The organism is Conexibacter woesei DSM 14684 (assembly GCF_000025265.1).
GTDB lineage: Bacteria > Actinomycetota > Thermoleophilia > Solirubrobacterales > Solirubrobacteraceae > Conexibacter > Conexibacter woesei.
Window position 1 is genome coordinate 3,347,790 of record NC_013739.1, and the last position, 20,122, is coordinate 3,367,911.

The following is a 20,122-nucleotide window of genomic DNA, read 5'->3' on the forward strand; positions in this document are numbered from 1 at the left end:
CGCGCCCGCGCCGTTCACGCGTCGGTGCCGGTCGTCAGCGCACGCGTCAGCTCGTGCATCAGGAACGGGACGCTGACCGGTTTCGCGATGCGCGCGAAGAGCCCGTCCGCCGCGTCGCCTGCGTGCGGTGCTGGACCGGAGTCCAGGACGACCACCCGCGAAGACGACAGCACACCGTCTGTCCCAAGCCGCTGGAGCACCGCAGCGCCCTCTCGCGCCGCCGGATCGAGATCGAGCACGACGACCCGCGGGTGCAGCTCCGGGGAACCTCCGGCGAGCACGTCGAGGGCTTCGTCGTCATGCCGGATCCAGCGTGTCTGGTGCCCACGTGCCGCGAACGCGTTCAGCAGGATCTCGCCGAGCGGCTCGTCGGCCTCCAGCAGCACGATGTCCGGTGCGCGGGCGGCGGCGGACGCGGCAGCGCCAGCCGGAAGGACGCGCGAGCGGCCGGCTTCCTTCGCGCGGTAGAGCGCGGCGTCGGCGGCGCGGTGCAGCGCGGTGATGCTCTCGCCGTCGACGCCGCGCTGCGCGACGCCGGCGCTGAAGGAGACCGTGAACGGTTCGCCGTCGTCCGCCGCGAACGGCACCGAGGTGAACTCGGCGAGCAGGTCGAGCAGCCGCTGCTGCGCGTCCTCGCGCGTCATGCCGTACATCCCGACGACGAACTCCTCGCCGCCCCAGCGGCCGATCACGTCCTCGCCGCGGAAGGCCTGTCGCAGCACGTCTCCCATCCGCTGCAGGACGGCGTCGCCGAGCGCGTGGCCGTAGCGATCGTTGACCGCCTTGAACTCGTCGAGGTCGATGATCGCGAGCGTCAGCGCCTCGCCGAAGCGGTGGGCGAGCTGCACGAGCCGCTCGAGCTTCTGCGTCGAGCTGCTGCGGTTCGCGACGCCCGTCAGCGCGTCGGTCTCGGCCAGCATCCGGTGCAGCGCGAAACGTTCGAGCCGGTTGCGGATCCGCGCCAGCAGCTCGGCGGGGACGATCGGCTTCGTCAGGTAGTCATCGGCGCCGGCGGCGAAGACGCGATGGATGGTCGCAGCGTCGCTGTGCCCGGTCAGGAACAGGATCGGCACCGTCGCCCAGCGGTGGTCGTTGCGCAGCACGCCGCAGAGGTCGAGGCCGGTCGTGCCCGGCATGTCGACATCGAGCATCACGATGTCGGGCCGCGATCGTTCGAGCTCCTCCCAGACGCACAGCGGATCGTCGACCGCGACGACCTCGATGCCATGCGGAGCGAGCAGCGTCGAGATGGTGTCGAGCACGAGACGGTCATCGTCGATCGCGAGCAGCGTGACGACCTCGCTGCGCGTCCGCTCGATCAGCTGCACCGCGTGGTCGAGGACCTGCTGGATCGGGAGCGACTTCGCCGCGAAGCCGCGGCCGCCGCGCCGCGCGACCTCGACGCGGTCGACGAACGTGTCCCGCACTGTCAGGACGAGCACCGGCACCGGGTCGGGCTCGGCGGCCAGCTCGGCGAGCAGCTCGTACGCGTCCGCGGTGCCGTCGGCGAACGTGAGGTCCAGCAGGACGAGGTCGGGACGCTCCAGCAGGGCGAGCGCGCGCCCACCTGCCGGCGATGACGCGGTGCGCGCGCGGAGCCCGCGGGCGACGGCCTCGGCGGCGAGCCGGTCGGCGATCACGCGATCGTCGTCGATCACGAGGATCAGCGACGGCGCGCCCACCAGCGGCGGCGGCTCGGGCGGCTCCGCCTCAGCGACCGCCGGCGACCCCTGCAGGGTCTCGCGCAGCTCCGCCACCAGCTCCGCCGCGTGCCATGCGGCCGTGGAGGTGAGCGGCGGCGACACCGTCAGCAGCCGCTCCAGCTCGTGAGCGTTCCCGGTCGCGGAGCCGAAGCCGAACGTCCCGACCGATCCCGCCAGCTTGTGCGCTTCTGCGGCGCCCTGCGCTCGCAGTGGGGCGTCGTCGACGCCGCGGATCGAGGAGAGGACCGCGCGCTCGACGACTGCGACCTGTTCGAAGATCGTCGCGCGATGGCGCGCCCACGCCTCCGCGAGCAGCGGCTCGAGCGGCGGCGGGCCGCTCATCTGGTCCAGCCCAGCGCATCGGAGATCTCGCCTGCGAGCAGGGCGACGGAGAAGGGCTTGGGCAGCGTCGCGGCGGCGCCGAGTGCGACGAGGCCTTCGAGCACCGCAGGCTCGTCGTGCCCGGTCAGGAAGACGACGGGGATGTGCGTCGTCGCGTCATCGCGGCGCAGCGCCGCGAGCGTCGCCGGTCCGTCCATCTCCGGCATCTCGACGTCGAGCAGGACGGCATCGGGCTGCCGGGCGGTGGCTGCCGAGACGGCCTCGGCGCCGGACCCGACACTCGTCGCCTCCCAGCCAGCGCCTTCGAGCGCGATGATCGCCATCTCGCGCATCACGTCGGAGTCGTCGATGATCAGGATCCTGCGTTCAGTCAGCAGAGTGATTCACTCCTCAGGCGATCGTGATCGGGACGCCGGGCGTCATGCGTGTCGCGAGCCAAGTCACGGCGCTCGTGGCCAGGCGGATGCAGCCGTGCGAGACAGCCGTTCCGAGCTGTCCGCCGACGTTGTCGAGTCCGTGGAGGGCGATCTGACCCGGCCCGCCGGCGAACTCCTGCAGGACGTTCGAGCGGGCGCTGGTCGCGAGCGCGAACGGGGCGCCGGCGGCGTCGCCCGGCAGGCGCACGTTCTCCTCGACGAAGTAGGCGCCGCGAGGGGTGGGGGTCGAGCGCTTGCCGACGATCGCACTGAACGTGCGCAGTCGTCGCCCGCCGCCGTAGACGGTCACGCGCCGCGCGCCCACGTCGACGACGATGTGCCACGCGGTGGTCGAGAGCCGCACGTGCGCGGCGCGGATCCAGCCCGACCGCGGCGGTGTCAGCGCCAACGTGCGCCCGGGGAGTCGCACGCGCAACCAGCCGCGGCCGCGCCGGTCGCTGGTCTGACCGATCACCGGCAGCGCCGTGCGCACCCGGGTGATCGGTCGTCTGGAGCCGACGCGCGCGACCAGCCGGCCGTCGGCGGTCGGGCGGTCCCGCGCGTCGTGCGCCGTCGGCAGGGCGGCGACCAGCTGGCGGGGCGCGACCCGCGCGGCGGCGGTCGCCTGCGCCGCTGCAGCGCCGGCGACCAGCGCCGGCAGGCAGACGAGGGTCGCGACGCCGCGGAGCATCAGCCGGTGAATCCGCCGGGGGTGCGCGGCGGCCGCGACGGAGGGGTCGACGGCCGCTGGGGGGCGGCAACGGGACGTCGGGCCGCGGCGCATGCGCGCATGCGCATCCTGCGCGTCACGGCGGGTGTGCCGTCGTTGAACGTGACGCGTGCCTTCAGCGTCGAGATGCCGTCGCCCGGCTCGATCATCGCGGCGAATGGGGCGCGTCTCGCGGTCGTGACGACCAGTCTGTCGACCGTGAACACGACGCGCCGGATCGAGCGGCCGGTCACGAGGGCGCGGAAGGTGCGTTGAACGCAGCGGGTCGTGCCGTATCTGGCGACTCTGCTCGGGGTGGTGGTGAGGGCGCCTCTCCCGTTCGGAGCGGCGTTGGTGCCGTTGCCGCCGCCCGGTCCGCCGCCCTGTGTGCCGCCGCCTCCGCCGGTGCCGCCACCGCCGGAGCCACCGCCGCCTCCTCCGGGAGTGCCTCCGCCGGGAGTGCCTCCGCCGGTCGCGCAGCGCGCTGCGGTGATCGTGTCGTTGATCAACGTCACCGCGCCGTTACGGGCGAGCGCACGCCCGTGCAGCGTGACGCCGTCGGTCAGCGTGATCGACGTCAGCGCCAGGATGTTCCCGGCGAAGACGGATGTCGTGCCGAGCGTCGCGGAGCTGCCGACCTGCCAGAAGACGTTGCACGGCTGCGCGCCGTTGACGAGGCTCACGTGGCTGCCCGATCCGGTGATCAGCGTCGAGCCGGCCTGGAAGACGAACACGGCGCTGGGGTCGCCCTGCGCGTCGAGCGTGAGCTGGCCGGTCAACGCGAGCGCCGAGGCGGACCTGTAGACGCCGGGCGTGAGCGTGTGGCCGGTGAGGTCGGCGGGCACGGCCGCGGGCGGCGTGCGCCCGGCGGCGTCGTCGTAGGCTGTCGTGAGATCGGACTGCGCCTGGCCCGCGACCGCGTCGGCCGCGTGGATCGTCCCGTTGACGGTCCCAGGCGGGAAGCCGATCACCGCGGTTCCCGGACTGACGCCGAGGTTGCCGTTGATCGTCGACGGGCCGATATTGGTCACCGTCGAGCCGGAGAGGACCGCGAAGCTGTCAGCCGTTCCGAGACCGACCGGCGGCTGGGCGGCGAGCGCGGCGCTCGTGAGCGACGTCAGCACAACCAGCAGCGCGACGGCGAACGCTCCGGCGACGCGACGTGCCGACAGCGAGATGCCTGCGAAGGGGTCGCAGGTGGTGCGTGGTGCGGTGGCCATGGCCGACCGCCTCTCTGCTCCTCTCACGAAGTTGGCGCCGAGGGAGCGAGAAGAGCAAGGAGACTCACCAAACGCGTCCGTCAACGTAACATGCGTTTGCTGAATGCTCTAAATAATTGTCTCAATTGGCGCACGCAAGTGCGATCTGCGTTGCACGGCGGATGAGATAGCAACGTTCGTCCAGTTTGCGACGCAGAACTCACGCCCAGACGGGCGATTAGCGGCGTCCGGCGTGGCGGGGCGTGCGCCAAGTGTCCAAATCGCACACGATCCACCGGAAATCGACACATAGTGAGCTAAGCTTCACCAATGGAGATCGGTGGGTGGGAGGCGCAGGCGACGGTGGCCGGCGGGTTGGACGAGCTGCTGCGGCTCGGCCAGGTGCGCACGGCCTTTCAGCCGATCGTGGACCTCGAGACAGGCCGTCTGTTCGGGTTCGAGGCGCTGTCGCGCGGCCCGGAGGGGAGCGATCTCGAGCAGCCCGACCGGTTGTTCGCCGCCGCGCGCGCGGACGATCGCCTCGCTGCGCTCGACTCGCTCTGCCAGGTCACGGCGCTGGCGAGCGCCGAGGCGCACGCGATCCAATCGCCGCTGACGTTGTTCGTCAACGTCGAGCCGGACTCCGCCTGCTTCGGATCGCTGCCGCATGTCGGGCGCGGCGTGCGCGGCATCATCGAGCTCACTGAGCGCACGCTCACCAGCCGGCTGGCGGAGCTGCTCCCGGCCGTTCGCTCGGCACGCGAGCGGGGGTGGGGGATCGCGCTCGACGACATCGGCGCCGACACCCGCTCGCTCGCGCTGATGCCGTTGCTGCGCCCGGACGTGATCAAGCTCGACCTGCGGCTCGTGCAGACACAGCCGACGCCCGAGATCGCCGCGATCGCGGGCGCCGTCGGCGCCCAGGCCGAACGCACCGGCGCGACCGTCCTCGCCGAGGGCATCGAGACCGAGGAACAGGCGCAGTACGCCCGCGCGCTGGGCGCGACGCTCGGCCAGGGGTACCTGTTCGGCCGGCCGACGTCCGTGCCGAAGCGCACCCAGAGCACGGAGGTCCCGGTGCCGATCCACACCACCGCGCTGCCGTACACCTGGCGCACGCCGTTCGAGCTGGCCAGCTCGCGCTGCAGGATTCGCCACGGGACGATCGGACTGCTCGCGTCGATCAGCCGCGAGCTCGAGCGCCAGGCGGTCCGCAATCGCCGCTCGTCGCTGCTGATCAGCAGCTTCCCCGGCGTCGACCGCTGGATGACGCAGATGAACGAGGTCTACGCGGACCTGGCGAGAGAGCTCGCGTTCGCCGCGGTGCTCGCGGTCGGCGTGCCGCCCGAGCCGTTCCCCGGCGTCAAGGGCGTCAACATCCACGAGGGCGACCCGGTCAGCGGCACGTGGAACGTCATCGTCGTCAGCGCCCACTCCGCGTCGATGGTGGTCGCCAAGGAGCGTCCCCGCGACGGCGCCGCCGAGCAGGAGTTCGACTTCATCGTGAGCTACGACCGCGACCTGATCGTCGAGTGCGCGCAGGCACTGATGCTCCGCATCGCGCGCCTGTCGCGTCCGCGCGCCAGTGACGCGATGGTGCTCGCTTAGTAGAAGAAAGTAGAGTAATGTGGAACTTGTGAGCGGTCGACCCGCTCACTCGTCGCTCCAGACCCCGGTGGCGTTGCTGGTCAACGGACTCTGAGCTTTGGGAGCGGCATGAGAGCCGATCACGGGTACCACCTCTTCTCTGCAGACGTGCGGCTCGGGACGGGCGGGCACGTCGTGACGCTCGCAGGCGAGCTGGACCTGGCGGGCGTGACGGCCCTCGACACCTGCATCGCCCGGCTTTCTCCGCGTGCCGACGAGCTGGTGCTCGACTTCGGAGAACTGCGGTTCATCGATGCCAATGGCCTGCACGCGATCGCCAGTGCCGCAGGGCGAGTGGCGGCCGGCGGCGGCTCGCTGACGATCAGCTCTCCGCGGCCCGCGTGCCGCCGGCTGCTCGACCTCGTCGGGTTCGACCGAATCGTGGCGGTTCGGCCATGAGTCTCCTCAGCCTCAACCGGCGGGGCACATCCACCGCCAGCTCTGAGCGCGTCGCGCAGTCCGTCGCCGACGCCGCTCGGCGCGTGCGGGCCGTCGGAACGGCCTTCGACCGGCACGCGAGCGTCCTCCGCCGGCTCGCGCTGTTCGTCGCCGAGGACGCGCGGATCGCCGACGACGCCGTCGCCGGAGCCTTCGTCTCCCTGGCGTTTGGTCCCGACGACGTCGAGCCTGCGCGGGAGAACCTTCTCGCCGCGTTGGCCGGAGAGGTCTACGTCCGCTGCGTCCGGGCGCGCGTGCCGTTCGAGCGGCACGCGCGCCCAGCGGGCGGGCGTGCCGACGCCGACACCGGTTCGGCGCGGGCGGCCCGAGCGACGTTCGCGCTGCTGCCCCGCGAGCAGCGTGACCTGCTCGTCCTGATCCTGTTCGGCGGACACACGCGCCGTCAGGCGGCTCGTCGCGTCGGCTTGAGCGACGACGCCGCGGCAACGTCGATCAAGGCTGCGCTGCGCGCCCTGCGCCCGCCGCAGCGATCGCGCTGATCAGCGCTCGGACGTCGACGAGCCCGGCTCGGCGACGGTGAGCGAGGCGTCGAGACGCCCGTCGATCACGTCGCGCGCGACGGCGCTGAGCCGAAGGTTGTGCGTCCGCGCGTGAGCGCGCAGCCGCGCGAACGCTACGTCCACGCCGACCTGGGCGCGTTCGGCCAACACGCCCTTCGCCTGCTCGATCATCACCCGGCTCCGGAGCGCGCCCTGCAGCTGCTCGACGACCCCGCGCGCCTCGCGCACCGCGCGCTCCTGCAGCAGCGCGATCGCGGCGACGTCGGCCATTCCCTGGCCGAGCGGGACGTCGCGCTCGGTCAGCCGCCCGGCGTCGGCACGGAACAGGTTCAGCGCCCCGATCGTCTCGCCGCGCACCCGCATCGGGACCGCCTGCACGGAGCGGAACCCCTTCTCGACGGCGGCCGGCGCGAACCGCGGCCAGCGATCGGCCGCGGCGCGGAGGTCCTCGCTGAACATCGCCCGGCCGTGCTGGTAGCACTCGAAGCAGGGACCCTCGTCGTTCTGGGTCTCCAGCAGCTCCAGCGCCTCCGAGCGCTCGCTCGAGGACGCCATCACCCGCAGCGTTCCCGCGGCATCCGCCAGCAGCAGTCCGGCCTCGGCGCAGTCGAGCAGCTCCACGCAGCGTTCGGTCAGCCGGTGCAGGAACTCCAGCACGTCGAAATCGTCGACCATCGTGTCGGCCAGCTCGACGAACGTCTCCACGATCCGCTGCTCTCGTGTCATGCCCCGGTCCCTGTCCCGTTGGCCCCTGCCACCGACGGCGACAGTATCAAGCGACGACGTCCACGCCCGCGCGTCACGCCGGGCCCTCCAGTCGCAGCCGGCGCTCGACGACCTCGCGGGCGACCACCCGCAGGTCCAGCCCCTCCGCGAACGCGTGACCGCGCAGACGCACGAACGCCTCGTCGAGGGAGACGTCCAGCTGTGCGGAGACCATCCCCGTCGCCTGATGGACCTCCGCCCAGTGCGGCGGCGCCTTCGCCAGCAGCTCGTGGAGTCCGTCGGCCGGGGCTCCCGCCTGGAGGCCGAGGACGGTGTGGACGGCGACGTCGGCGAGCACCAGGCCGTCGACCAGCTCGTCGGCGGTCAACGCTCCCGCGCGATCGCGGTAGAGCACGAGCACGCCGACGCGGATCGCCCCGACGTGCAGCGGCAGCGCGAAGACCGCCCGGATCCCTGCTGTCACTCCGGCTGGGCCGAACGCCGGCCAGCGCACCGGAACCGGGTCGGCCAGCTCCGGCTCCATGACAGGCGCGCTGCTCTCCCACGCGTCGACGCACGGACCCTCGCCGAGCATCAGCTGCAGCTCCTGCACTGCCGCGATCCCGGGGTCGGACACGCCCGCCGTCCCACGCAGCTGGCCGTCGACCATCAGCGAGAGCCCGGCTCCGCTGAGCGAGAGCAGCGCGACCGCCGCCGCGCAGATCCGGTCGACGGGCGAGGCCGCGTCGTCGGCCCCGGCCTCCGCCATCGCCCGCAGCACGGCGCTCAGTCGACCGGTCGGCACGCCCGCAACACTACCCCTGCAGGCTCCGGCGGCCGCCGGTGTACGACTCAGCGGCGGGAGCGGGTCGGCGAAGGGATGAGCGCGCCGCCGGCGCTGACGAGAGCGAACGCAAGCAGCCGGGCGATGTCGAGCTGCCCGTCGCGCCGTGAGACGTGCGGCGCTCAGACTGCCGTCGAGCTGAGCAGCGGACTGGGGCGCAGAACGTGGCGCCGGCCCCAGGCCGCCGCCGCGGCGTGGTCTAGCAGCAGCGGCACCAGCTGCTCGATCGGCACCGGTCGGACGCCGAGCCCTGCGGCGCGCGCGAACTCGAAGCGCGCCCAGACGTCGACGTAGGGGGCGTAGATGCCGATCTGCTCCGCCGCCGCCGGGACGCACGGCGTCATCGGCCGGCCGGCATGGGCGTAGGCCAGGCGCGCGAACTCCTCCATCGTCGGCGCCAGCCTGCCGCTCACGGCCTGCACGACGCCGGCGATCGATGGGTCGTCGAGCAGTCCGCAGACGGCGTCCACGACGTGGTCGACCGGGACGAGGTCGAGGATCGCGTCGGCCGGCGCCGGCACGACCTCCAGGACGCCGGTGACGAGCGCGCGCAACGGCACGTAGACGACGTTGAAGGAGCTGGTCCAGCCCGTGCGCGAGTCGCCGACGACGATGCTGGGGCGCACGATCGCCGCGCCCTCCAGGCGCTCGACGACGCGCTCGGCGCGGTGTTTGGTCCGCTCATAGGTGTTCCGGAACGCGGGCTCCTCGACGGGACCGGCCTCGCGCGCAAGGCCGCGCGCGCGGCCGTGGACGTACGCGGTCGAGACGTGCACGAAGCGGCCCGCGGCGCCGCGCGTGCGCGCGTGCTCGGCCAGCTCGACCATCCGCTCGGTACCGTCGACGTTGATCGCGTGGGCGTTGTCGAGCGCGAGGTCGAAGCGCACCGACGCGGCGCAGTGGACGACGGCGCCGGCCCGCGCGGCGAGCGCGTCGTAGGCCTCCGGCGCGAGGCCGAGCCGCGCGCGCTCGACGTCCGCCGCCAGCACCTCCACGTCCGCGACGACGTCCGCGTCGCCCCACGTGCGCAGGGCGAGCTGCTCCAGCCGCCGGCGCGCCCCGGCGTCGTCGTCGGCGCGCACGAGCGCGGCGACGGGGGCGCCGCGCGCGAGCAGCCGTTCGAGCACCAGCGAGCCGACGAACCCCGTGGCGCCGGTCAGCACCGTGACGTCATCTGCGCGAGCCATGGGGGATCAGTATCCGGGAATGCCGCCGCGGAGCGCGGTCCCCTATCGTCGTCCGCCGGACAACGAGGCGAAGGACATGTGATGGCTGCGATGAAGTGGTGGGGCTGGGGCCTCGAAGGCGTCGAGTTCACGCACGCGGACAAGCCCGAGCTGGCGCCGTTCATCGAGCAGAGGATCGGCCTCGACGTCGCGCGCCCGATCGCGCCGCCAGCCCGCTTCGACGACCTCGACGTGCCGGCGCCGACGCTGCCGCACGGGCTGCGCGCCGCGCTCGAGTCCGCCGTCGGCGCCGAACACGTCAGCGTCGACCCGCTCGACCGCGTCGTGCACGCGCGCGGCAAGTCGATCCGCGACCTCGTCCGCCAGCGCCGCGGCGACCTGCCGCGCGTCCCCGACGCCGTCGTGCGCCCCGCCGGCGAGGACGAGGTCACCGCCGTCCTGCGCGCGGCGCTGGACGCCGACGCCGTCGTGATCCCCTTCGGCGGAGGCACCTCGATCTCCGGCTCGCTGGAGGCGCCCGCGGACGAGCGCCGCCCGGTCCTCTCGGTCGACCTCGGGCGCCTCGACAAGGTGCTCGAGATCGACGAGCACTCGCGCCTGGCGCGCGTCCAGGCCGGCGTCTTCGGCCCGCACCTGGAGGAGCAGCTGAGAGCGCGCGGCTACACGTTCGGGCACTTCCCCGACTCGTTCACGCACTCGACGCTCGGCGGCTGGATCGCGACGCGCTCCTCCGGCATGCAGTCCGACCGCTACGGCGACGTGGCGGACCTGACGAGAGGCCTGCGCGTCGTCACGCCCGCCGGCACGCTCGTGACGCAGCCGGTGCCAGCGACCTCGACCGGCCCGAGCGTCCGCGAGATGGTGCTCGGCAGCGAGGGGCGGCTGGGGATCGTCACGGAGGCGACGGTGCAGGTGCGGCGGCTGCCGCAGGAGCGCAGAATCCTCGGCTACCTGTTCCCGACGTTCGGCGCCGGCCTCGCCGCGATGCGCGAGATCGCCGCGAGCGAGTGCTCGGTCTCCGTGACGCGCGTCTCCGACGCGCCCGAGACGCAGTTCTCGTTCGCCACACGCAAGCGCTCGACGCCGGTCGACAAGCTCAAGTCGAAGGCGCTGACGACGTTCCTGACGCGCCGGCTCGGCTTCCGCCTGGACGAGATGTGCCTCTCGTTCATCGGCTACGAGGGCAGCACGGGCCACGTCGCGGAGCAGCGCAGAGCGGTCGGCAGGATCGTCAAGCGCCACGGCGGGCTCTGCATCGGGTCGAGCCCCGGCGCGCTGTACGACCAGAAGAAGTTCGACACGCCCTACATCCGCGACTTCCTGCTCGACCGCGGCGTCGCCGCCGACGTCTCCGAGACGGCGATGCCGTGGAGCCGGCTGACGCCCGTCTACGACGCGGTGACGGCCGCCGGGCACGCCGCCTTCGCCCGGCTCGGCGTGCGCGGCTACCTGATGTGCCACCTGTCGCACAGCTACCACGGCGGCGCCTGCCTCTACTTCACGTTCGCGTTCGAGCCAGCGCCCGGAAGCGACATGCTGGCCGAGTACGACGTCGTCAAGACCGCGATCCAGCAGGCGTTCGTCGACAACGGCGCGACGCTCTCGCACCACCATGCCGTCGGCACCGAGCACGCGCGCTGGCTGGAGCAGGACCTCTCGGCCCCGGGCGTCGCGATGATCGAGGCGCTCTTCGCCGGGACCGACCCGGGCCGCAACCTGAACCCGGGGAAGATCGTCTGATGGCGGGCGCGAGCTCCGACCGCGCCGACCTCGACCAGCCCTGGGCGCGGGCGCTGCCGGCGCGGGCCGCTCGCGAGCTGATCGTCTGCGGCCTCTTCAACGCGATCATCCGCGCCTACGCACGCACGGAGGTGACGGGCCGCGAGCAGCTGCGCCGGCTCGACGGCCCCGCGATCTTCGTCGCCAACCACTGCAGCCACGCCGACACGCCGGTGCTGCTGCGCGCGCTCCCGCGCCGCCTGCGGCGGCGCACGGCGGTCGCCGCCGCGGCCGACTACTTCTACACCGGCCGGCTGCTCGCGAGCGCGGTCTCGCTCGCGTTCTGCACCGTCCCGCTCGAACGGCGCGCCGGCGGCAGGGGGATCGGCAGCACCGCCGCCCTGGAGCCGCTGATCGACGCCCGCTGGAGCCTCGTCGTCTTCGCCGAGGGGACACGCTCGCGCGACGGCCGCGTCGGGCCGCTGCTCGCGGGCGCGGCGGCGCTGGCCGTCGAGCACGGCCTGCCGCTCGTCCCGGTCCACATCGCCGGCACCCATGCCGCGATGCCGGCCGGCCGCCGCTGGATGACGCGGCCGGCCGGCCGCCGCCTCGCGCGCCACGCGCTGCGCGTCAGCTTCGGCGGGCCGCTCCGCGTCGCGCCGGGCGAGGACCGCTTCGAGGTGATGGAGCGCGTGCGCCTCTTCATGGAGGAGTGCGGGGCGCAGACGACGCCCGACCCGAAACTGGCGGCGCGGCGGGCGGCCGCTGCGGCCGCCGCCGAGACGGCGCGCGTCGCACAGGGGCGGTCGGCCTGATGGCGCGCATCTTCCTGACCGGGGGCGGCGGCTACATCGGCGGCGCGCTGGCGAGCGCGCTGCGCGCCCGCGGCGACGAGGTCGTCGGCCTGGCCCGCAGCGACGCCGCCGCGCGGGCGCTCGCGGCGCGCGACGTGGAGGTCGTGCGTGGCGACGTGCTGGACGCCGCCGCGCTCGCGCGCGGGATGGCCGACTGCGAGCTGGCCTACCACGTCGCGGGCGTCAACTCGCACTGCCCAAAGGACCCCGCGCGGCTGACGCGCGTGAACGTCGTGGGGACCGAGACCGTCGTGCGCGCTGCCGCGCGCGCGGGGATCAGGCGCGTCGTCTTCACCTCGTCGGCCGCGTCGGTCGGCGAGGCGCAGGGCACGGTCGGCACCGAGGAATCGCCGCACCGCGGGTCCTACCTGTCGCTCTACGACCGCTCCAAGCACGACGCCGAGCGCGTCGCCTTCGCCGTCGGCGCGGAGACCGGGGTGGAGGTGCTGGCGCTGAACCCGTCCTCGGTCCAGGGCCCGCCGCGCAAGGGCGGCAACGGCGCGATCATCATCGCCTACCTCAACGGTCGCCTGCGCGCGTTCGTGGAGACACACGTCAGCGTCGTCGACGTGCAGGACGTCGTCGCCGCCCACCTGCTCGCGGCCGCGGGCGGCAGCGCGGGCGAGCGCTACATCCTCAACGGCGCGACGCTCCCCTCCGCCGAGGCGCTCGCGCTCGTCTCCGAGCTGGCGGGGATAGAGGACCGCGTGCCGATGGTGCCGCCGTGGCTGGCGCGCGGCGCCGCGACGCTGGTCGAGTCCACGCTGCGCCTGCGCGGCCGCACCTCGCCGATCTGCCGCGCACGCGTCGACACGATCCTGCACGGGCATCGCTATGACGGCTCGCGCGCGGAGCGCGAGCTGGGCCTGCGCTACACGCCGGTCGCCGAGACGTTCCGCCGCACGATCGCGTGGGCGGTCGAGGAGGGGCTCGTGACGCGGCCGCTGCCGGGGGTTCATCCCGCCGGCTCGCCGCCGTGGGCGACGAGGCCGTAGACGATCAGGGGGTCGATGCGCTGGCCGCCGAGCCGGCCGACGCTCCCCGATCGCCCCGAGACGGCCATGCGGCACCTCGACGCGATCGTGGAGCTTGTGTAGGGCGTCTCGGCGTCGCCTACGCGGCGGCGAGGGCGTCAGAGTCGCCGCCGTCGAACCCACGCATGTACTCGTCCATCAGGTCGGGCTCAGGCAGCCCATCTGGTGAGCCACCCGGAGGCCCTTGTGCTTCCGGATCGCGTCGCCCCCCGGTTGCGACAGGAGCGAATCCAGCGGACCTTCGAGAGATTGCCCACCGCACCGGGGAAAGGCCGGTACGACGGGCGATTCGCGAGATGGCCCAGCGAGGACTCGAACCTCGGACCAACGGATTATGAGTCCGCTGCTCTAACCAACTGAGCTACTGGGCCGTGCTAGATGCGACGCTACCAGAGCGTGGGCGCGCCGGGTGCCTCAACCGTCGGATTCGTCGTGCTCGGCGGCGCGCTCGGACTCCTTGCGCGCCTCGTTCTCCCGCACCGCTCTCTCGGCGGCTCTGTGCCCGACGAACGGGACGAGCGCGCAGTAGACGAGCTGGGGGAGCATCTCGATCAGCTCCTCGGCCGAGTCGCGCAGCAGGCGGGTGTAGATGATCTCGTAGATCCCGCCGACGACTATGTCGGCCGCCAGCTCCGGAACCACGACGCCTCTCGGCGCCTGCTCGCGGCCGGGCTGGAGGAAGTCGACGAAGACGCGCATCGCCGCGTCGCGACGGCCGCGCGCCTCGGTACCGGCGGCGACGACCTCGACGATGCACATGCGTGCGAACGCCGGCTCGGCGACGAGGTAGTTGACGAACGCCTCCAGCCCATCGTGGACGCGGTGGGTCCAGTCGTCGCCGGCATGCTCGTAGGCGTGGCCGACGCCCGCGAGCATCTGCTCGACGACCGTGTCGTACGCCGCGAGGAAGCACTCCTCCTTGTCGGTGAAGTGCTCGTAGAAGGTCCGGCGCGACAGCCGCGCCCGCGCGATGATGTCCGCGACGGTCGTCGTCGCGTAGCCCTGCTCGGCGACCGCCTCGGCGACCGCGAGCAGCATCCGCTCCCGCTGGTTGTGGACGACGAAGCGGCGCGGAAGCCCGTGCCGTCCGCGTGGAAGGCGCTGCGGCGAGCGATCGGAGGCGGCGGGCACCTCGCGACCATAGACGCGCTCAGAAAACATCCTTGTCCCCGTCCGATCGACCTTGTTCCGGCGCGACTTTCAGCAGGGGGTCGGTCTCGATTCCGAGCGTGCGCGCCGTCTCGACCCGCACCGCGCCGGCGCGCACGGCGCCGACGAACGGCGCCAGCCAGACGTACAAGACGTCCGGCAGCAGGGAGGGGAGCGTCGCCGTCTCGCGGTTGAGGATGCGCGCGTAGATCACCTCGTAGATCCCGCCGACGAGGACTTCGGTGAGAACGGGCGGGACGTCGGTGCCGCCGTCCGCGTCGCCGTGCCCGCCTTCGAGGACGCTGCCGAACGAGCGCATCGCGGCGTCGCGCCGCGCGAGCGCGCGCGGGCCCGCGGCGAGCACCTCGACGACGCACAGCCAGGCCAGCTCCGGCTCCGCGGCGGCGAACCCGAGGAACGCGGCGAAGCCCGCCTCCAGCGCGGCCTGGCGACTGGTCGCCGACGCCGTCGCCTCGCGCACGCGTGCCATCACCTGCTCGACCGTCGCGTCGTACGCCGCGAGGAAGCAGTCCTCCTTGTTGGCGAAGTGCTCGTAGAAGCTGTTGCGCGAGACGCCCGCGGCCGCGACGACCTTGCTGACGGACGTCGCGCGGTAGCCCTCCTCGCTGACGACCTCCGCCATCGCGGCGATCAGCCTGACGCGGCGCGAGCGCACGGCGAACGCCGCGCCTGCATGCGACGCGCTCGGAAGCGGCTCGATCTGCGATCCCACGCCGCGACAGTAGCCGGTGCGAGCCCCGTTGACAACAGAAGACGGAGACGTTTATAGTTTTTGGTGCGTGGACGGCACGGGGCCGCGCAAATACGATGGAGACGGCGCGCCGACGCGCTGTCGCAGCCGACATGGCGTTCGCCGCGGCGGAGCCGTGCAGGCGGGCAGAAGCTCGACGGTTCTCGTTCGAGCCCATGTCCGCCCGCAGGGTTCCCTCCCCCGGGAACACCCCGGCGCGAGGCAACGTGCCAGCCTCGCGCTCGACGCGGCCGGGGCGTGCGGATGGGATCCGCCCCGGCCGCGTCACCCTTTCGGGCACGCGCCGGGCGACGCTCTGCTCGCCAGCTGCCGCACGCGCCGGTCGCCGCACGCGCGGCGGGGCTCGGCGGGGCGGAGAGGGGCAGGACGGAGGACGGTGCGCGCGACCCGCACCGTCGTCTCCGTCTCAGCAGCTCCTCAGACTTGCGCCACCGCCCGGGCGGGGCGGGGATCGCCGATCGCCCGCTCGCCGATCTGGCTGTGCAGGTCCGTCCGGCGCAGCATCCCGATCAACCGGCCTTCGTCGGTCACCGGGGCGCTGTCGAGGTCACCCTCGATCATCGTCGTCCATGCGTCGTAGATCGGCGCATTCGCGTCCACCACGGACACGTGGTCAGCCAGCAGTCCGATGCGTATCGAGTCCGGATCACGCCGTTCGGCGACGATGCGGACGACATCACGCTCGAACAGCATGCCGACGACGTTGCGGTCATCGCCGCAGATCGGGAGTGCAGCAACCCCGAACTCGGCGAGCTTTCTCGCGCCTTCGAGCACTGTCTCGTACTCGCTGACGCACTCACCGATACCGGTGACGAACTCCCGTGCCGTCTTGCACATCTGCTCCTCCTGTGTTGCGCCCCCCCATTGCACTTTCACGAGCTCGGCGATGGGCACAGCACGGCTCGCGCGAAGGTCCCCTGCTTCGCACGGGTGCCACACCGCCAATGGCGGAATGGTTGGTAGACGCGACCTCCTCAGGATTCGACGCGGATGGGATCCGTTCAGCTTCCCAGCCCGCACGCCGCCGTTCAAGTGGCAACCGTCGCGAACGACGTTGACGGCGACCGTCTCAGCCGCTATTCGGGCTGCTTGCTGAAGATCTGGACCTCGGAGATCGCTCCGTGGTCCGCACCGGCCGGCAGGCCCGTGACCCACAGCAGGACATAGCGGTACTCGGCGCCGGTCGACAGCTCGATCGTCGATCTGCCCGCGAGCGTCTTGTCAGCGACATGCGCCCAGCCCGACGAGGTGATCGAGCGCGGCGGGCCGTTTCTGGCCGCGTAGACCTCGACGCTCACGCCGGGCGTCGGAGAGGTCACGACGAGCTTGGTCAGTCTCTCGGCCGACGCGAGGTCGACGTAGACGCCGAGCTGCGGGTTCGTCGCCGGGTCGTCGTATCTCGGCGTCTTCCACGCCGTCGAGGACGAGCCATCGACGACGGCGCCGGCGTCGCCGAGATCCTCGCCCGTGGCCGACGGCGGGTAGACGACCGCGACCGCGCCGAGCGCGATGTTCGTCTCGACCAGTCTCGGCTTCGGCTGTCTCGTTCTTCTGTCTCTGTTCGACGGCTCGTCGGTGACGCTGCCGTCGCCGTTGTCGACCTCGCCGGCGTTGTCGTCGGGCGGCGGCGGGTTCGGCGTCGAGGTGTCGACGTCGTCGGTCACGTCCGGCACGTCGTTCGACGGCGGCGTGCCGCCTCCGCTGCCGCCGCTCGTGTCAGGCAGTCTCGGCGTCTCTCTGCCGGCTGGCGGCGCGACGGGAGTCTCGGTGACCGGCGGCGTCGCCGTCTCGGGCACCGCCGGGGTCGTCGCGGCGGGCGGCGGCTGCTGCGCGACCGTCGTCGCCGGCGGCGGCGGCTTCTTGCCGTCCTGCAGCAGCGTGTAGCCGCCGGCGGACGCGGCGCCGACGAGCACCGTCAGCGTGGTCGCGATCCCGACGGCGGGGCGCAGGCCCGACCGCTTCGACCGCTGCGGCAGCTCGGCGCCGCATTCCAGGCACCAGCGCTGGTCGGACTGAGCGGGGGCAGAGCAGCTGGGGCAGGCGCGCTCGTGCGACGAGGACTCCATCGCCCACACGGTACCCGATCGCCGACACGGCCTCGCCGGCAGCGGCGGGGCGCGCCCGCGGTCGCGCGCCCTGTGCGCCGAGGGCGCCCGCGGCGGTCGCGCGCCCTCGGCGCACGCGCGCCCGAGCGCGCGATAAGCTCCTGCACGTGCTCACCTTTGCGATCTCCATTGCCGCCGAGTTCACGATCGGCCTGCTCATCACGTTCCTCGGGATCGGCGTCGTCGCCAACGTCCTGATCGGCTACGCGCTCGTGCTGACCGCGGGCGAGCGTGCGCAGAACGCCGAAGTGCGCAACGGGCGCCTCGACAGCTGACGCTGCGGCCCGACGCTGGGCCGCGTTGACGCCAGGCCAGCTCGACGCCGAGCGGCCGAGCCCCGCTCAGAAGGGCAGCGAGCCGGCGACGTCAGCGAGCCGCGGCGCTTGCGCATCGCGCTCGGAGACGACCGGCTCCACGTCACTCGGCCAGACGATCCCGACGGCCGGGTCGTCGTATGCGATCCCCGCCTCGGTCGCCGGGTCGTAGTAGCTCGAGCACTTGTACACGACGTCGGCGACCTCGCTGGTCACGCAGAAGCCGTGCGCGAAGCCGATTGGCACGAACAGCTGCCGCATCGACTCGTCGTCGAGCTCGAACGCCTCCCACTCGCCGAACGTCGACGACGCTCTGCGCAGGTCGACGACGACGTCGACGATCGCTCCGCGCGCGCAGCGCACGAGCTTCGCCTGGCCGGGAGTCATCTGGAAGTGCATCCCGCGCAGCGTGCCGCGCCGTGAGCGCGAGTGGTTGTCCTGCGCGAACGCGACATCGACGCCGGCGGCACTCCAGGCGTCCTCGCGAAACGTCTCGGCGAAGAAGCCGCGATGGTCGCCGAACACCTGCGGCTCGAGCAGCACAGGTCCGGAGATCCTGGTCGGAATGACGCGCATCGGCCGGGCAGCTTAGTCGCTCGCCGACACTGATGTGCAGGAGAGCCCCGGGGTGCGTCGAAACCTTCGCTGCCTATGAAGCGAGCCACCGCAACGACTCCCACTGCGCCGCCGCCGCCGCACGGCCATCAGGCGCTCTCCGATTACATCACCGCCCGTTTCGACGAGTTCTCGCGCTCCCAGAAGGACGTCGCGCAGTACATCGTCGACCACCTCGACGAGGCCGCCTTCCAGACGGCCGAGGAGCTGGCCCGGCGCGCGTCCACGTCGTCGAGCACGGTCGTCCGCTTCTCGCAGGCGCTCGGCTTCGAGGGCTTCCCCGAGCTGCAGCAGGCGGCGCGCGACGAGTACCGGCGGCGGCCTGCCGGCGGCGCCGACGCGGCGCCGAACGCGGTCGCTGCGGCGCCGCTGTTCTCGCTCGACCAGACCGAGTACGAAACGGCGCTGGCGACCGACCACGTCAACGTCGAGGAGACCGCGCGCAAGCTCTCGCGCAGCGACGTCGAGGCGGCGATCGAGGCGATCGCCACCGCGGACAAGGTGCTGATCGCCGGCACCGACCAGATGGCGTTCTTCGCCAGCTACCTGCGCCACCTGCTGTCGCTGCTCGACATCCGTGCGGAGGTCGTCGCGAGCCCGTCGCAGGAAGCGCTCGGACGGCTGTCGCGGATCGACGAGTCGACGCTCGTGATCGGCCTCTCCGCGGGGCGGCCGCATCCGCTGATCGCCCGCACGATGAAGCTCGCGCGCCATCGCAGATCGCCCACGATCGCGATCACCGACGCGACCCTCTCCGAGGTCGCGCGACTCGCCCGCACGCGGCTCTACTACTCCTCCAACAGCCCTGCCTACGTGCGTTCGCACACGGCGCTGCTGTCGTTGATCCAGGCGCTGGCGTACGGCGTCTACTCGCGCGATGCGCAGCAGTACGACATGCGCATCAAGGCGTACCGCCTCAAGTAGCCCGCCGCGCCGCCGCGCTCACCGCTCGGCGACGTAGAGCCCTTGGAGCGCGCGGCCGAGCCGGCCGCGCGAGTCGAACAGGACGCTCTCGCTGAGTCCCGCGCCCGCCTCGCCGAGGCGCGTCGAGGCGTCGAGGCCGACCCACTCGCCCTCCGGCAGCCGCTCGACGTAGACGGTCAGGTCGGGGTTGATGAAGAGGTGCGTCGTCCACGGCACGGCCGAGCTGATGCCGTTGCCGAAGTCCGCCGCGGCGGCGACCCGCTGGAGCGGCGTCGGCTGCTCGCCGGCGACCAGCGGCGCACGCAGGCGGAACCACGCCGTCGCGGGACCGACCGCGTCGAACTGCCCGCGCGAAAAGCGGATCTCCATCCCTTCGCGCGCGAACATCGCCGGCCCCTCGCGGAACGTCTCCATCACGACCGGCTCGCTCTCCTGCGGCGGCAGGGGAGAGGCGATCCCCGGCTCGAACGCGGGCGCGGCGACCTCCGCGCGGCGGACGCGCAGCGCGACCGCGCGGCAGACGACCTCCTCGCCGGCGCTCAGCTGCGCCTCGACGAGCTGCACGCGCCCGCCACGGCGCGCGATGCGGGTCGCGACGGTCAAGGGCGTCAGCGGGACAGGCCGTATGAACTCGTAGGTCAGCCGCACGACGGCCATCGGGACGTCGCTCTCGACGCGTTCGAGCGCGCCGGCGAGCAGGCCCGCGGGCGCGCCGCCGTGCTGGGCGCCGGGATCCCACGGGCCGCGCGACAGCTCGGTCGGCTGGAAGCGGCCGGGCCCGTCGGGGATGAAGACAGCCTCGGGAGTGGTCACGCCGGGCGATGCTAGTGGCCCCCGTCGCGGACCGGCGCGGCATGCCGCCGTCATGCTCCATCGCGGTGTGTCACGCGGGCGATCGTTGGACGCGGGCGGACTGCCGTGGGGC

Annotated in this window: 21 protein-coding genes and 1 tRNA gene; 8 read left to right on the plus strand and 14 right to left on the minus strand. The window is 72.7% G+C overall.

Features of this window, described 5'->3' with window-relative positions; translation table 11 throughout:
- Positions 1-14: 14 nt before the first annotated feature.
- From CWOE_RS15675 to CWOE_RS32080, 4 genes are read right to left on the minus strand one after another with little or no spacing between them, the layout of a single operon-like run.
- Entirely contained in the window at positions 15-2,045 is a 2,031-nt protein-coding gene (locus CWOE_RS15675; RefSeq protein WP_012934609.1) for a diguanylate cyclase, read from the minus strand.
- Complete coding sequence (locus CWOE_RS15680; RefSeq protein WP_012934610.1) at positions 2,042-2,428, minus strand: response regulator; 387 nt, start codon at positions 2,426-2,428, stop codon at positions 2,042-2,044. The genes CWOE_RS15675 and CWOE_RS15680 overlap by 4 nt, the downstream gene beginning before the upstream one ends.
- Positions 2,429-2,435: 7 nt before the next feature.
- Positions 2,436-3,152: a L,D-transpeptidase gene (locus tag CWOE_RS15685; protein WP_012934611.1), complete on the minus strand. Its 717-nt coding sequence runs from the start codon at positions 3,150-3,152 to the stop codon at positions 2,436-2,438.
- The gene (locus CWOE_RS32080) at positions 3,152-4,390 is read right to left on the minus strand and encodes an ice-binding family protein (protein ID WP_012934612.1); all 1,239 of its coding nucleotides are present in this window, start codon (positions 4,388-4,390) and stop codon (positions 3,152-3,154) included. Before CWOE_RS32080 ends, CWOE_RS15685 begins: the two co-directional genes overlap by 1 nt.
- A gap of 309 nt (positions 4,391-4,699) precedes the next feature.
- Here CWOE_RS32080 and CWOE_RS15695 point away from each other — a divergent pair, with 309 nt between their 5' ends.
- From CWOE_RS15695 to CWOE_RS15705, 3 genes are all read left to right on the plus strand, one after another.
- Positions 4,700-5,977, plus strand: coding sequence for a sensor domain-containing phosphodiesterase (locus CWOE_RS15695; protein ID WP_012934613.1), 1,278 nt, complete (start codon positions 4,700-4,702; stop codon positions 5,975-5,977).
- A gap of 147 nt (positions 5,978-6,124) precedes the next feature.
- On the plus strand, positions 6,125-6,415 hold the full coding sequence (locus tag CWOE_RS15700) for an STAS domain-containing protein (RefSeq protein WP_160165525.1): 291 nt from the start codon (positions 6,125-6,127) through the stop codon (positions 6,413-6,415).
- Positions 6,412-6,954 (plus strand): RNA polymerase sigma factor, encoded by a 543-nt coding sequence (locus tag CWOE_RS15705; RefSeq protein WP_012934615.1) that lies wholly within the window; start codon positions 6,412-6,414, stop codon positions 6,952-6,954. The genes CWOE_RS15700 and CWOE_RS15705 overlap by 4 nt, the downstream gene beginning before the upstream one ends.
- Here CWOE_RS15705 and CWOE_RS15710 read toward each other — a convergent pair whose 3' ends face one another.
- The 3 genes from CWOE_RS15710 to CWOE_RS15720 all read right to left on the minus strand — a co-directional run bounded on the left by CWOE_RS15710 (position 6,955) and on the right by CWOE_RS15720 (position 9,711).
- Positions 6,955-7,701, minus strand: a complete 747-nt coding sequence (locus CWOE_RS15710) for a GAF and ANTAR domain-containing protein (protein WP_012934616.1) — start codon at positions 7,699-7,701, stop codon at positions 6,955-6,957. It lies immediately after the preceding gene.
- Positions 7,702-7,774: 73 nt separating this feature from the next.
- The gene (locus CWOE_RS15715; RefSeq protein ID WP_041730550.1) at positions 7,775-8,485 is read right to left on the minus strand and encodes a GAF and ANTAR domain-containing protein; all 711 of its coding nucleotides are present in this window, start codon (positions 8,483-8,485) and stop codon (positions 7,775-7,777) included.
- A 161-nt stretch (positions 8,486-8,646) separates the two neighbouring features.
- A complete protein-coding gene (locus CWOE_RS15720) occupies positions 8,647-9,711 on the minus strand; it encodes an SDR family oxidoreductase (protein WP_012934618.1) in 1,065 nt (354 codons plus the stop codon).
- An 81-nt stretch (positions 9,712-9,792) separates the two neighbouring features.
- Here CWOE_RS15720 and CWOE_RS15725 point away from each other — a divergent pair, with 81 nt between their 5' ends.
- The 3 genes from CWOE_RS15725 to CWOE_RS15735 are packed head-to-tail and all read left to right on the plus strand — an operon-like array spanning position 9,793 to position 13,279.
- Positions 9,793-11,451: an FAD-binding oxidoreductase gene (locus CWOE_RS15725; RefSeq protein WP_012934619.1), complete on the plus strand. Its 1,659-nt coding sequence runs from the start codon at positions 9,793-9,795 to the stop codon at positions 11,449-11,451.
- Entirely contained in the window at positions 11,451-12,245 is a 795-nt protein-coding gene (locus tag CWOE_RS15730; RefSeq protein ID WP_012934620.1) for a lysophospholipid acyltransferase family protein, read from the plus strand. The genes CWOE_RS15725 and CWOE_RS15730 overlap by 1 nt, the downstream gene beginning before the upstream one ends.
- Positions 12,245-13,279 (plus strand): NAD-dependent epimerase/dehydratase family protein, encoded by a 1,035-nt coding sequence (locus tag CWOE_RS15735; RefSeq protein WP_012934621.1) that lies wholly within the window; start codon positions 12,245-12,247, stop codon positions 13,277-13,279. Before CWOE_RS15730 ends, CWOE_RS15735 begins: the two co-directional genes overlap by 1 nt.
- A 336-nt stretch (positions 13,280-13,615) precedes the next feature.
- Here CWOE_RS15735 and CWOE_RS15740 read toward each other — a convergent pair.
- The 5 genes from CWOE_RS15740 to CWOE_RS15760 form a co-directional block, all read right to left on the minus strand.
- Positions 13,616-13,689 (minus strand) — tRNA-Ile (locus tag CWOE_RS15740).
- A 43-nt stretch (positions 13,690-13,732) separates the two neighbouring features.
- Positions 13,733-14,449: a TetR/AcrR family transcriptional regulator gene (locus CWOE_RS15745; RefSeq protein ID WP_049793293.1), complete on the minus strand. Its 717-nt coding sequence runs from the start codon at positions 14,447-14,449 to the stop codon at positions 13,733-13,735.
- 19 nt (positions 14,450-14,468) lie between these two features.
- Entirely contained in the window at positions 14,469-15,200 is a 732-nt protein-coding gene (locus CWOE_RS15750; RefSeq protein WP_012934623.1) for a TetR/AcrR family transcriptional regulator, read from the minus strand.
- 456 nt (positions 15,201-15,656) lie between these two features.
- Complete coding sequence (locus tag CWOE_RS15755) at positions 15,657-16,076, minus strand: CBS domain-containing protein (protein WP_012934624.1); 420 nt, start codon at positions 16,074-16,076, stop codon at positions 15,657-15,659.
- A gap of 239 nt (positions 16,077-16,315) precedes the next feature.
- Positions 16,316-17,305: a hypothetical protein gene (locus tag CWOE_RS15760; RefSeq protein ID WP_012934625.1), complete on the minus strand. Its 990-nt coding sequence runs from the start codon at positions 17,303-17,305 to the stop codon at positions 16,316-16,318.
- Between the two features lie 146 nt (positions 17,306-17,451).
- On the opposite strand from CWOE_RS15760, the gene CWOE_RS33500 reads away from it, so the two are divergent.
- Complete coding sequence (locus tag CWOE_RS33500; protein WP_012934626.1) at positions 17,452-17,619, plus strand: hypothetical protein; 168 nt, start codon at positions 17,452-17,454, stop codon at positions 17,617-17,619.
- Between the two features lie 66 nt (positions 17,620-17,685).
- Here the strand turns inward: CWOE_RS33500 and rfbC are convergent, their stop codons facing one another.
- Positions 17,686-18,234 (minus strand): dTDP-4-dehydrorhamnose 3,5-epimerase, encoded by a 549-nt coding sequence (gene rfbC / locus CWOE_RS15765; RefSeq protein WP_012934627.1) that lies wholly within the window; start codon positions 18,232-18,234, stop codon positions 17,686-17,688.
- 75 nt (positions 18,235-18,309) lie between these two features.
- Here rfbC and CWOE_RS15770 point away from each other — a divergent pair, with 75 nt between their 5' ends.
- The gene (locus tag CWOE_RS15770; RefSeq protein ID WP_012934628.1) at positions 18,310-19,197 is read left to right on the plus strand and encodes a MurR/RpiR family transcriptional regulator; all 888 of its coding nucleotides are present in this window, start codon (positions 18,310-18,312) and stop codon (positions 19,195-19,197) included.
- A gap of 18 nt (positions 19,198-19,215) precedes the next feature.
- Here the strand turns inward: CWOE_RS15770 and CWOE_RS15775 are convergent, their stop codons facing one another.
- Positions 19,216-20,010: a thioesterase family protein gene (locus CWOE_RS15775; RefSeq protein ID WP_012934629.1), complete on the minus strand. Its 795-nt coding sequence runs from the start codon at positions 20,008-20,010 to the stop codon at positions 19,216-19,218.
- Between the last annotated feature and the right edge of the window lie 112 nt (positions 20,011-20,122).